Annotated in this window: 13 protein-coding genes; 6 read left to right on the top strand and 7 right to left on the bottom strand. The window is 73.2% G+C overall.

The annotated features are described in order from the left end of the window. Nucleotides 1-49 precede the first annotated feature (49 nt). Nucleotides 50-1342: an isocitrate lyase gene (gene aceA / locus DP939_RS16725; protein WP_404828590.1), complete on the top strand. Its 1293-nt coding sequence runs from the start codon at nt 50-52 to the stop codon at nt 1340-1342. 189 nt (nt 1343-1531) lie between these two features. Here the strand turns inward: aceA and DP939_RS16730 are convergent, their stop codons facing one another. The 4 genes from DP939_RS16730 to DP939_RS16745 all read right to left on the bottom strand — a co-directional run bounded on the left by DP939_RS16730 (nt 1532) and on the right by DP939_RS16745 (nt 5314). Further along, on the bottom strand, nt 1532-2362 hold the full coding sequence (locus DP939_RS16730; protein ID WP_113981635.1) for an ABC transporter ATP-binding protein: 831 nt from the start codon (nt 2360-2362) through the stop codon (nt 1532-1534). A 77-nt stretch (nt 2363-2439) separates the two neighbouring features. Then, nucleotides 2440-3105 (bottom strand): response regulator, encoded by a 666-nt coding sequence (locus DP939_RS16735; RefSeq protein WP_113981636.1) that lies wholly within the window; start codon nt 3103-3105, stop codon nt 2440-2442. Next, nucleotides 3102-4268 carry a sensor histidine kinase gene (locus tag DP939_RS16740; protein ID WP_225878296.1) on the bottom strand — a complete coding sequence of 389 codons (1167 nt, stop codon included), beginning with the start codon at nt 4266-4268 and terminating at the stop codon, nt 3102-3104. The genes DP939_RS16735 and DP939_RS16740 overlap by 4 nt, the downstream gene beginning before the upstream one ends. Before the next feature lie 56 nt (nt 4269-4324). Further along, complete coding sequence (locus DP939_RS16745) at nt 4325-5314, bottom strand: alpha/beta hydrolase (RefSeq protein ID WP_113981637.1); 990 nt, start codon at nt 5312-5314, stop codon at nt 4325-4327. A gap of 99 nt (nt 5315-5413) precedes the next feature. Between DP939_RS16745 and DP939_RS16750 the strand changes: the two genes are divergently transcribed. The 3 genes from DP939_RS16750 to DP939_RS16760 are packed head-to-tail and all read left to right on the top strand — an operon-like array spanning nt 5414 to nt 7959. Beyond that, nucleotides 5414-6352, top strand: a complete 939-nt coding sequence (locus tag DP939_RS16750; protein WP_113981638.1) for an ABC transporter permease — start codon at nt 5414-5416, stop codon at nt 6350-6352. Continuing rightward, nucleotides 6345-7133: an ABC transporter permease gene (locus DP939_RS16755; RefSeq protein ID WP_113981639.1), complete on the top strand. Its 789-nt coding sequence runs from the start codon at nt 6345-6347 to the stop codon at nt 7131-7133. The genes DP939_RS16750 and DP939_RS16755 overlap by 8 nt, the downstream gene beginning before the upstream one ends. Nucleotides 7134-7173: 40 nt before the next feature. Then, nucleotides 7174-7959, top strand: coding sequence for an ABC transporter ATP-binding protein (locus DP939_RS16760; RefSeq protein WP_113981868.1), 786 nt, complete (start codon nt 7174-7176; stop codon nt 7957-7959). Between the two features lie 35 nt (nt 7960-7994). Here the strand turns inward: DP939_RS16760 and DP939_RS16765 are convergent, their stop codons facing one another. After that, complete coding sequence (locus DP939_RS16765) at nt 7995-8477, bottom strand: hypothetical protein (RefSeq protein WP_113981640.1); 483 nt, start codon at nt 8475-8477, stop codon at nt 7995-7997. A gap of 212 nt (nt 8478-8689) precedes the next feature. Between DP939_RS16765 and DP939_RS45450 the strand changes: the two genes are divergently transcribed. Both DP939_RS45450 and DP939_RS16780 read left to right on the top strand, forming a co-directional pair. Beyond that, on the top strand, nt 8690-9313 hold the full coding sequence (locus tag DP939_RS45450; protein ID WP_147268024.1) for an MFS transporter: 624 nt from the start codon (nt 8690-8692) through the stop codon (nt 9311-9313). Between the two features lie 81 nt (nt 9314-9394). Next, nucleotides 9395-10135, top strand: coding sequence for a YcnI family copper-binding membrane protein (locus DP939_RS16780; protein ID WP_113981643.1), 741 nt, complete (start codon nt 9395-9397; stop codon nt 10133-10135). Nucleotides 10136-10192: 57 nt separating this feature from the next. Here DP939_RS16780 and DP939_RS16785 read toward each other — a convergent pair whose 3' ends face one another. Both DP939_RS16785 and DP939_RS16790 read right to left on the bottom strand, forming a co-directional pair. After that, nucleotides 10193-11101, bottom strand: a complete 909-nt coding sequence (locus tag DP939_RS16785; RefSeq protein WP_113981644.1) for an ABC transporter permease — start codon at nt 11099-11101, stop codon at nt 10193-10195. Then, nucleotides 11088-12158 carry an ABC transporter ATP-binding protein gene (locus DP939_RS16790; RefSeq protein ID WP_113981869.1) on the bottom strand — a complete coding sequence of 357 codons (1071 nt, stop codon included), beginning with the start codon at nt 12156-12158 and terminating at the stop codon, nt 11088-11090. The genes DP939_RS16785 and DP939_RS16790 overlap by 14 nt, the downstream gene beginning before the upstream one ends.

Consider the following 12158-nt stretch of genomic DNA (forward strand, 5'->3'; position numbering starts at 1 on the left):
TCCGCCCAAACTCATAGCAAGCACCCAGGGGACGACAAGGAGCTGACTCATGATGAATCGCCTCAAGGGAGCGGCCGAAGAGCTCCGGCACGAGTGGGAGACCGACCCACGCTGGGCCGGAGTGGAACGCACCTACACCGCCGAAGACGTCATCAGGCTGCGTGGATCGGTGCAGGAGGAGCACACACTGGCCAGGCTCGGCGCCGAACGCCTGTGGAACCTGCTCAACACCGAGGACTACGTCCACTCGCTCGGCGCACTCACCGGAAACCAGGCCGTCCAGCAGGTCAAGGCCGGCCTCAAGGCGATCTACCTGTCCGGCTGGCAGGTGGCCGCGGACGCCAACCTCGGCGCGCAGACCTACCCCGACCAGAGCCTCTACCCGGCCAACTCGGTGCCCGCCGTGGTGCGCCGGATCAACAACGCGCTGCTGCGCGCCGACCAGATCACCTGGTCGGAGGAGGCCACCGACGCGCCGCACTGGCTGGCCCCGATCGTCGCCGACGCCGAGGCCGGGTTCGGCGGCGTGCTCAACGCCTTCGAGCTGATGAAGGGCATGATCGCCGCCGGAGCGGCCGGCGTGCACTGGGAGGACCAGCTCGCCTCGGAGAAGAAGTGCGGCCACCTCGGCGGGAAGGTTCTCATCCCGACCGGGCAGCACATCAAGACGCTCAACGCCGCCCGGCTGGCCGCCGACGTGTGCGGCGTCCCGTCCATCATCGTGGCCCGCACCGACGCCCAGGCGGCGACCCTGCTGACCAGCGACGTCGACCCGCGCGACCAGCAGTTCACCACCGGCGAGCGGACGGCGGAGGGCTTCTACCGGGTCCGCAACGGCGTCGCGGCCTGCATCGCCCGCGGCCTGGCCTACGCGCCCCACTCCGACCTGCTGTGGATGGAGACCTCCACCCCCGACCTGGACGTGGCCCGCACGTTCGCCGAGGCGATCAAGGCCGAGTACCCCGACCAGATGCTCGCCTACAACTGCTCGCCGTCCTTCAACTGGAAGCGCCACCTGGACGACTCGACCATCGCCAAGTTCCAGCGCGAGCTCGGCCACATGGGCTACAAGTTCCAGTTCATCACGCTGGCCGGTTTCCACTCGCTCAACTACTCGATGTTCGACCTGGCCAGCGGCTACGCCGAGAACGGCATGCCCGCGTACGTGGGCCTGCAGGAGGCGGAGTTCGCCGCCGAGCGGCGCGGCTACACCGCCACGCGCCACCAGCGCGAGGTCGGCACCGGGTACTTCGACCTGGTCAGCACGGCGATCTCGCCCGACTCCTCGACCACCGCGCTGCGCGGCTCCACCGAGGAGGAGCAGTTCGACATGGCCCACTGAAGGGCCCTGCCGGAAAGCTCACGCAAGGGGCTCACCGAGACGACGATGTGACGGGGTCCGGTCCCGGGCCGCTCAACGGCTCCCCTTTCCGGGACCGGACCCCGCCGGCCAGGGGCGGCTCCGCCGTGACGGAAGGCAGGGCACAGCCCCCGCCACGGCGGAGCCGTTCACACGCGCAGGCGGAGCCGTTCACACGCGCAGCGCGCGCACGTACCAGCGGCCCTCCACCCGGTCCAGGGCCAGCGGGCGGCCGAAGCACTCCGACAGCCACGCCCCGGTCAGCACCTCGCCCACCGCCCCGGCGGTCAGCACCCGCCCCTCGCGCATCAGCAGCGCGTGCGTGGTGGTGGCCGGGACCTCCTCCAGGTGATGGGTCACGGTGACCGTCGTCAGCTCCGGGCGGGCCCGCGCCAGATCCTCCACCGCCACGATCAGGTCCTCGCGGGCCGGAAGGTCCAGCCCGGCCGACGGCTCGTCCAGGAACACGATCGCCGGGTCGGCCATCAGCGCCCGCGCCACGCGGATCCTGGCCCGCTCGCCCTGCGAGCACACCCCGAACGGCCGTTCGGCGAGGTCCTTGCAGCCCAGCTCGGCCAGCAGCCGGTGCGCCCGCTCATGCTCGGCCGGGCCGTAGCGGTCCCACAGCGGGGCGGCGGTGCCGGTGTGCCCCGTCAGTACCACGGTGTGCGCGGTGGCGTGCTCCTCCTCCATCAGCGCCTCATCGACCAGGCCCTGGCTGGCCGCGACCAGGCCGATGTGCCCGCGCAGCTCACGCAGGTCCACCCGGCCCAGCCGATGTCCGAGCACATGGGCCGTACCGGTGGTGGGATGGCGCACCGAGGCGGCCACCGACAGCATCGTGGTCTTGCCCGCGCCGTTCGGGCCGAGGATCACCCAGTGCTCGCCGTACCCCGCCCGCCAGTCGATCTCGCCGATCAGCCACCGGCCGCTCACCCGCACTCCGACGCCGGACAGCTCCAGCGCCGCGCCGGCCCTGTCCGGGACGATCTCCTCCCCCATCGGCCCTCCTCATCCGGGGTTCGGTACCGATGCAGGATAAGCGGTGCCCGCCGGGCGCCCGGACGCGGCCGGTCGGTTCAGCCCAGCCAGCCCGGCGTGATCAGGCCCCCCTCGTACGCCAGCACCACCACCTGCGCCCGGTCCCTGGCCCGCAGCTTGGTCATGATCCGGCTCACGTGGGTCTTGACCGTGGCGGGACTGAGCACCAGCCGGGCGGCGATCTCGTCGTTGCTCAGGCCCGAGCCGATCAGCGTCATCACCTCGCGCTCCCGCTCGGTCAGCGCCGCGAACTCCGGCCCCGGCGCGGGCCGCCGCACCCGCCCGGCGAACTCCGCGATCAGCCGCCTGGTGACCGACGGGGCGATCAGCGCGTCGCCGCGGGCCACCACGCGCACGGCGTGGATCAGCTCCATCGGCTCGGTGTCCTTCACCAGGAACCCGCCCGCGCCCGCCTTCAGCGCCCCGTAGACGTAGTCGTCCAGCTCGAACGTGGTGAGGATCACCACGCGGACCGACTCCAGCCGCCCGTCGGAGACGATCTTGCGGGTGGCCTCCAGCCCGTCCAGGCGCGGCATCCTGATGTCCATCAGCACCACGTCAGGGCGTAGCTCTCGGGCCAGCCGCACGGCCTCCTCGCCGTCGCCCGCCTCGCCGACCACCTCGATGTCGTCCTCGCCGGTGAGGATCGACCGGAAACCGGCCCTGACCAGCGTCTGGTCATCGGCCAGCAGCACCCGGATCATCCCGCCCCCCGCACCGGCAGCCGGGCGCTGACCCCGAACCCGCCGCCCGCCAGCGGCCCCGTCGCCAGCTCGCCGCCCAGCGCCGCGGCGCGTTCGCGCATTCCCCGGATCCCGTGCCCGGGCGGCCCGGGAACGGCCGACCCGTCATCGTCCACCCGAACCGTCACCTGCCCGCTCCCGTCGTCGAACTCGATCTCCACCGCCGCCGAACCGGCCCCCGAGTGGCGGGTCACGTTGGTCAGCGCCTCCTGCACGATGCGGTACACGGCCTGGTCCACCTCGGGCGCGAGCGCCGGCACCGCCGCCCGGCCGCACTCCACGCGCAGCCGTACCGCAAGGCCGGTCTCCCGCGCCCCGGCGATCAGCCGGTCCAGCGCCGCCATCCCCGGCCGCTCCGCGCCGCCCACCTCGGCCGCCTCCAGCGTGGCCGGGGCGACGGCGGGCGGCGGCCCGGTGGGGGCCCGCTCGTCGGCCTGGCGCAACATCCCCAGCGTGGCGCGCAGGTCGCCCAGCGCCTCCCGGCTGGCCTCCTTGATCGCGGCCAGCGCCGACTCCGCCCGCTCGGGGTGCTCCCCCAGCCGGTGCAGCGCCGCCGCGGCCTGGACGTTGATCAGCGACAACCGGTGCCCCAGCGCGTCGTGCAGGTCACGGGCGATGCGCAGCCGTTCCTCGGCGCGGGCCCGCCGCTCGGCCTGCGCGATCGTGCTGTTGCGCTGCCGGGCCACCGCGCCGGCCGCCGCCGCGGTCAGCAGCCAGCCCACCGCGCGGAAGATGTCGCCCTGGGAGTCCTCCGCCGACTCGGACCAGACCAGCCCGGCGACCACCGCCACGACGAACACCGCGGACACCGCGATCCCCCGCACCTCGGCCAGCGTGTACAGCATCACCATGTACGCCAGCACCATCGGATTCATCGGGTTGCCCAGCGCGAAATAGGCCAGCGTCGCCGCCAGCACGACCACCGACGCCCCCACCGGCCACCGCCGGCGGGCGGGCACCGCCGCCGCGGCCACCAGCGCGAGCCCGAAGCCGTACGGCCACGCCGGACCCGGCGCGCCGGCGACCCCGGCCACCACCGACGCCACCGCGATACCGGCCGCGATCAGCAGATCCGCGCGCACACCGCGCGGAGGCCACCAACGCCGGTATGAGTCGCTCACCACGTCCGGAAGCCTATGGGCAAATCATCCCGGCCCGGCATCCGGCCGAGACGTCCGGTTCAGCCGGACCGTCCGGCCGCCGCCGCAACCGGTACCGCGCCCAGGAAACGGGCGATGTGGCCGAAGACCAGCCGCGCTTCTGGCAGGACGTCGGCCAGCAACGCGAAGACATGCGGCATCCTGCGCCACTCCTCGTAGGTGACCGGCACCCCCGCGCGGCGGGCGCGCAGCGCGACCCGGCGGGCCTCGTCCCGCAGCACCTCGGTCGAGCCGGTGACGATCATCAACGGCGGCAGGCCGCTGTAGTCGCCGTAGGCCGGTGACACCAGCGGATCGTGCGGGTCCAGGCCGTCGGTCCAGCGCCGGGCCAGCCACTCCACCCGCCCGACGGGCAGCACCGGATCCATCCACCGGTTGAACCGGCGCGGGGTGTCGGTCAGGTCCGCCCACGGCGACAGGCAGATCCCCGCGGCGGGCAGCGGCATCCCGCGGTCGCGCAGCGACAGCAGGGTGGCCAGCGTCAGATGACCGCCCGCCGAATCCCCGGCCAGCACGATGTCGCCCGCGGCGAACCCGCGATCCAGCAGGCAGCGGTAGGCCGCGTGCGCGTCCTCCAGGGACTCCGCCAGCGTGTGCACCGGCCCCTGCCGATAGTCCAGCGCGAGCACCGGACGCGCCGCCGCCGCCGACAGCCGCCAGGTGATGGACCGGTGGGTCGCGGGCGAGCAGATGAAGTACGCGCCGCCGTGGAAGTACAGCACCGCCCTCTTCCCCGCCGACCCCCCATCGGGGGCGCCGTCCGCCGTGCGCACCCACTCACCGCCGCACGCGCCGATGCCCTCCTCGGTCACCGTCACGTCCTCCGGCAGCCGCCCCGGCAGGTGCTGGGCCAGCTCCACCGCCCGGCAGGCCACGGTGAGCGCCGCCGGATGCCGCAGCAACAGGCTGGACATCGGCTTCATCGTGCCCCGCATCAGCGCGTTCATCGCGGCGGCCTGCCAGCTCACGGGATAGTCCGGGGACACGTCCACGTCGATGTCAGACCGCATGCCGAACCTCCATGAAGGCACTTCCGGCGAAGCGGGCCGCTCCGCCGTCGCGTCGGTCCCCTCTCCCCGCGCCCGGTCACGGGCCTTCGTCCGGACCGGATGTCCGCTGCAGTCCGCTACCCCGCAAACGCGGCATCACGCGGGCGAGGCCGAAACCGAGTTGCCCGCCGACCCAGGTCACGGCACGATGGAACGCTTGTCCGCAACCCGCCGTGCGCCGCCGCGCCCGCGCGTGCCCCCGGGGAGGCAGTCTTCCAGCTCTACGCCCGCATCGCCTGGTACGGCTTTCGCCGCCACTCGGCCTACCGCGCCGCCGCCCTCGCCGGCGCCTTCACCAACACCGTTTTCGGCATCCTGCGCGCCTACGTCCTGATCGCCCTGTGGCAGGCGCGGCCCGGCCTGGCCGGGTACGACGTCACCGACGCCGTCACCTTCTGCTTCCTCACCCAGGGTTTCATCGGCCCGATGCAGTTGTTCGGCGGCGGCCTCGGCATGGCCGAGCGCATCCGGTCCGGCGACGCCGCGATCGACCTGCTGCGCCCGGCCTCGCTGCAGGGCTGGCTGCTGGCCGACGACCTCGGCCGGGCCGTCTACCTGTTCCTGCTGCGCAGCATCCCGCCCACCATCGTGGGCGCCCTGCTGTTCGGCCTGGTCTTCCCGTCCTCGGCGGCGACCTGGGCGGCCTTCGCCCTCAGCATGCTGCTCGGCATCGTGGTCAGCTTCGGCCTGCGCTACCTGGTGGACCTGTCGGCCTGCTGGATCCTCGACGACCGCGGCACGGCCCAGGTCTCCCTGGTGCTCAGCCTCTTCTTCAGCGGCATGGTGGTGCCGCTGAACATCATGCCCGGCTGGCTCGGCACGGTCACCAACGCGCTGCCCTGGGCCGCGATGGTCCAGGTGCCCGCCGACGTCTACCTCGGCAAGACCGACGTGGCCGGCGCGCTGGCCTTCCAGTCCGGGTGGGCGGCCGTCATCCTCGCGCTCGGGGCGCTGCTCACCCGCGCGGCCCGCCGCAAGGTGGTGATCCAGGGTGGTTAGGGTCTACGCGCTGCTGGCCTGGACCTGGATGCGCGCCTCCGCGCAGTACCCGGTGTCGCTGGCGCTGCTCACGCTGGGCTCGCTGACCGTCAACGCCCTGGACATCCTGGCCATCTGGGTCATCTTCTCGCACACCACCACGCTCGGCGGGTTCACCCTGCCGGAGGTGATGTTCCTGTACGGCACGGCGGGGGTGTCCTTCGCCGTGGCCGACATGCTGTTCGGCAACGTCGACCGGCTGAGCACGCACATCAAGGCGGGCAGCTTCGACGTCATGCTGATCCGTCCCGCCGCCGCGTTCCTGCAGATGGCGGTGGACCGTTTCAACGTCCAGCGGTTCGGCAGGATCACCCAGGCGGCGGTCGTGCTGGGCCTGGCGCTGGGCGGGCTGGACGTGCCGTGGTCGCGGGCCTGGATGATCCCGGTGATGATCGTCTGCGGGGTGGCGATCTTCACGTCGATCTTCGCGATCGCCGGCGCGGTGCAGTTCCTGCTGATCAACGCGCCCGAGGTGGCCAACGCCTTCACCTACGGCGGGTCCTCGCTGACCCAGTACCCGCTCAGCGTCTACGGCTCGGAGCTGGTACGGGCGGTGACGTTCATCGTGCCGCTCGCGTTCGTCAACTGGCAGCCCGCGCTGCTGGTCCTCGGCCGGGGCGACCCGCTCGGCCTGCCGCACTGGCTGCGCTACGCCTCCCCGCTCGCCGCCCTGGCCCTTGCCCTGGTCGCGGTGCTGGCCTGGCGCGCCGGAATCCGCCGTTACCGATCGACAGGGAGTTGAGCAGGCGATGACCACGACGACACCGGCCGGGCAGGCCCCGATGATCGAGGTCCAGGAGGTCGGGCGCACCTTCACGATCAGCAGGCGCACCGGGCTGCTGCGCCGCGAGCGGCGGGTGGTGCACGCCGTCCAGAACCTGAGCTTCACCGTGCGCGCCGGGGAGTTCGTCGGCTACCTGGGGCCCAACGGCGCGGGCAAGTCCACCACGATCAAGATGCTCACCGGCATCCTCGCGCCCAGCTCAGGGCGCATCCAGGTGGCCGGGCTGGACCCGGCGCGGCGGCGGACGGCGCTGGCCCGCCGGATCGGAGTGGTCTTCGGGCAGCGGACGACGCTGTGGTGGGACCTGCCGCTGCGGGACAGCTTTGAACTGATCCGGCACCTTTACAAAGTAGATCGCGTGGCCTTCAAGCGGCGGCTGGACGAGCTGACCGAACTGCTCGGCCTCGGCGAGTTCCTGCGCACCCCGGTCCGCCAGCTCAGCCTGGGGCAGCGGATGCGCGGCGACATCACCGCCGCGCTGCTGCACGACCCGCGGGTGCTGGTCCTGGACGAGCCGACGATCGGGCTCGACGTGGTGAGCAAGGCCGCGATGCGCGGCTTCCTGCGCTCGCTCAACGCCGAGCGCGGCACCACCGTGCTGCTGACCACCCACGACATGGGCGACATCGAGCGGCTGTGCCACCGGGTGATGCTGATCGACCACGGGCGGCTGGCCTTCGAGGGCGGCATCGACGACCTGCGCGCCACCGCGCCGGAGGAGTCCTCCATCGAGGACGTGGTGGCCCGCCTGTACGCCAGGGGCGCGCAGGCCCCAGATCAATAGGTACAGATCGGTAGGCGCAGGTCAATGGGCGCAGGTCAGTAGTACGCGCCCTGCTGCGACTCCTCGTAGTCCTCCTCTTCTTCCTCCTCCTCGTGGCGGCCGGCCCAGCGGGAGGGCAGCAGCACCGGGATGAAGAGCAGGACGCCGAGCAGCGTGAAGACGCCCGAGGCGAGCAGGAACTTGCAGCCGTTCGCCATCTGGGCCACCACCGGGTGCGTCGAGTGGCCGACCGGGATCAGCGAGATGGCCCGGTTCATGTCCAGCGCGTACACGACCGTCCAGGCCAGCAGCGCGAGTGAGGGGACGAACGCGGCGAGCGGCGAGACCCGCCCGGCGACCACCAGGCCCAGGACGAGCCCGACGCCCGCCATCACGCCGAGCGCGGTCCACAATTCCGAGCCGGAGGCCAGCGGCGCGATGTGCCCGTCCCCCATCGCCCATGCCGTGGCCCAGCCGGCCCCGCCCAAGATCCCCGCGGTGAGCACGATTCCGAGAAGCAGGCCCAGGAAATGCCGCATGGTCACCACCTAGCGTCCCGTCACGCCGAGCATGACGCGTGCCGAACAGGTATCGCGAATCGGATTGAACGATCGCCGCAACCCTAAACCGCAATGCCTCGGGCGGTCAGCCGATCTCTGCATACCAGTACAAGTTTCCGCAAACCCGGGCATCCCCTGATATAGGGCGCGTCGTATCGGGCGGGCGACCGGCGTGAGAACATGTGCCTCACATGGGCGCCCGCTTACCCCTCCGCTGCACGCGGGCGGCGGCCTTCTCCGCCGTCTGTGTGATCCTCGCCGCCCTCGGGCACCGGCTGGCGGGCGGAGCGGGGCCGGTTCCGTGGGCGATGGCCGCGGGCGGCGGCGGGGCGCTGCTCACCGCGCTGGCCCTCGCCGGGCGGGAGCGCTCGACCAGCACCATCAGCCTCGTGCTGATGGGCCTGCAGCTCGGCCTGCACGAGCTGTTCTCGTTCGCCTCCGGCGCGGCCTCCTCGCTGACCCCGCACGAGTACATCGGCCTGCCCCCGCAGCCCTCGGCCGCCGACCCGCACCCGCACGAGGGGCCCGGCGGCACCGGCCTCGGCATGCTCGTCGCCCACCTGGCCGCCTCGCTGATCACCGGGCTCTGGCTGGCCCGGGGCGAGGCCGTGCTGTGGTCGGTGCTGCGCCACCTCGGCGCCGCCGCCCGCCGCGCGGGCGCGGCGGCGCTCGCCCGGCTGCTCGGCGCGCCGCCGTACACTGGCCGGGGGCCGCTCGCCGTGCCGCTCCCGGCCCGCGAGCCGCGGGCCGTTCCCGGTCGCGGCCCACTGCACGGCGCGGTCGCCCGCAGGGGCCCTCCACTCCCCCGCTTCTGACGCGCCTTTCCCTTTTCGCCACGCCGACGGCCACCGATGCCGGCGGCGTGCCCCCCTACGTTCCCGAAGTGGAGAACCACGATGTCCCCGAAGCCGCACCGGCGCCTCGCCGTCCTGCGCCGCGCCGCCGCGCTCGCCGCCGCCACGACCGCCCTCACCGTCGGGCTGGCCGTGCCCGCCCTCGCCCACGTGACCGTCAACCCGGGCAGCGCCGAGCAGGGCGGGTTCACCAAGGTCGCGTTCCGGGTCCCCAACGAGCGGGACGACGCCGCCACCACCAAGGTCGAGGTCCACCTGCCCATCAACCACCCGCTCCCCTTCGTCTCGGTACGTCCGGTCGGCGGCTGGAAGGTGGACGTGCACGAGAGCAAACTGGCCAAGCCGGTCACCACCGAGCACGGCGAGATCACCGAGGCGGTCACGAAGATCACCTGGTCCGGCGGGAAGATCGAGGCGGGGCAGTTCCAGGAGTTCGAGGTGTCCATGGGGTTCATGCCCAAGGACACCGACCGGCTGATCTTCCCCGCGACCCAGACCTACTCCTCCGGCGAGGTCGTCGAGTGGGACGACGAGCCGAAGGCCGACGGCTCGGAGCCGGAGCGCCCGGCGCCGGTGCTCAAGCTGGTCCCGGCGGCGGCCGAAGGCGCGCCCGCGGCGAGCCCGGCCGCGGCGGCCACCCCCTCGATGGCCGCCGTGGCGGTGCGCGGCGCCGGGACCGGCGGCTCCGACAACACCGCGCGGATCCTCGCCGGGGTCGGCATCGCCGCCGGTGTGATCGGCACCGTCATCGGGCTGTTCGGCCTGCGGCGGTCACGCGCCTGACGCCGGCCGAGCGCGGGGCCCTTCGCCACCCTCCCGGAGCGAAGGGTCCCGCGCCGCTCAGGCCGTGATGTCCCGGCCGCCGAACCGCGCCCAGGCGATCGAGCCGAACACCACGGCATAGCACAGGAAGACCAGCAGCCCCTGGGTCATCGCCTCGGTGGCCACCGGATCGCGCAGCACCCCGTCGAAGTCGTTCAGCCACGACGTCAGCAGGTACGGGTCCAGCGGGGCGAGCTGCGGGATGGCCGAGAGCACCTGAGAGATGATCAGGATCACCGCGGTGGCCGCGATGGCGCCGATCGGCGCCTCGGTCAGCGTGGAGAAGGCCAGCGCGAGCGCGGCCAGCGCCGCCATCCCCGCCGCGACGTAGCCGACCGCGACCAGGATGCGCAACAGCCCCTCCGCCAGCGGGATGGTGCTGCCCGACAGCAGCGTCACCCGCCCCACCGGGAACAGCGCCAGGCCCACGATCAGCGCGGAGACCGCCACCACCGCCGTGGCGGCCAGCCCGAACAGCGCGGCGTTGACGTACTTCACGGCCAGCAGCCTGGTCCGCCCCGCCGGGGCGGTCAGCAGGTAGCGCAGCGTCCCGATGGACGCCTCCCCGGCGATGGCGTCACCGGCGACCACGCCCACGATCAGCGGCAGCAGCAGCGGCACCAGCACGTACAGCGAGACGAACGCCAGGGCCAGCCCGTTGCCCGCGACCATGAGGACCATCTCGCTCGCGACCTCGTCATCGCCGCCGAGCGTGCGCAGCACCACGCCGATCACCACCGGCACCGCGGCCAGCACCCCGAGCATGGCCAGGTTGCGCGGGCGGCGGAAGGTCAGGCCCAGCTCCGAGCCCAGCAGCCGCCACACGCTTCCGGCCGCCCGGGGAGCCCGCGCGGCGGCCCGCTCCCGATCGGCCGCCACTCCCGTGGGCGTCGCCGTCCCGGCGGCCGGGACCTCAACCGTCGACATCGAAGCCCTCCCCGGTCAGGCCCACGAACACTTCCTCAAGGCTCGGCCGCAGGACCGCCAGCCCGTGTACCGCCACCCCGGCCGTGACCAGGGCCGCGCACACCAGGTCGGGGGCCGCCGTGCCGAGCGCCACGCTCACCTCGCCCGCGCCGGAACGCGGGTCGGCCAGCCCCAGCCCGGCCAGGACGCCCGCCGCCAGGCCCACGTCCGGCGTCTCGACCTTGATCCGCGGCTCGCGCCCTGCTCGAAGTTCCTCGATGGGGCCGTGCGCGACCAGGCGGCCCGTGCGCATCACGCCCACGTGCGTGCACATCTGCTCGACCTCGGACAGCAGATGGGAGGAGACGAACACGGTGGTGCCCGCGGCGGCCACCTGCCGGATCAGCGCCCGCACCTCGCGGGTGCCCGCCGGGTCGAGCCCGTTGGTCGGCTCGTCGAGGATCAGCAGCTCGCGCGGGCCCAGCAGCGCGGCGGCGATGGCCAGCCGCTGGCGCATGCCCAGCGAGTAGGCCCGGTAGCGTTTGCCCGCCGCGGCGGCCAGTCCCACCCGGTCCAGGGCCAGGGCGATCCGCTCGCGGGCGGTGCGCCGGTCGGCCGACGGGTCCGCAGCGTCCAGGCGGCGCAGGTTGGCCGCGCCGCTCAGATAGGGGTAGAATGCGGGCCCCTCCACGACCGCCCCCACCCGGGGCAGCGCCTCGGCCAGCCCGCCCGGCATGGGCACCCCCAGCAGCTCGCAGTCGCCGCCGGAGGGGGTGACCAGCCCGAGCAGCATCCGGATCGTGGTGGTCTTGCCCGAGCCGTTGGGGCCGAGGAACCCGAAGACCGAGCCGCGCGGCACGGCGAGGTCGAGGGTGTCCACCGCGACCTGCCCGCTGCGAAAGCGCTTGGTCAGACCGCGGGTGACGATCACGTGCCCGCGGGTGGTGCCCTGGCCGGGGGACGGGGACGCCGCCTCGGGCGCCTCCCGGAACTCGCCGCGCGGCCCCGCGGGCCCGGCCTTCGCCGGGCCCGCGATGTCGCGCTCCCCCGCCAGGAGGGGTGTCTCTCCCGGCGTCAT

It is taken from the genome of Spongiactinospora rosea, assembly GCF_003315795.1.
GTDB classification, from domain to species: domain Bacteria; phylum Actinomycetota; class Actinomycetes; order Streptosporangiales; family Streptosporangiaceae; genus Spongiactinospora; species Spongiactinospora rosea.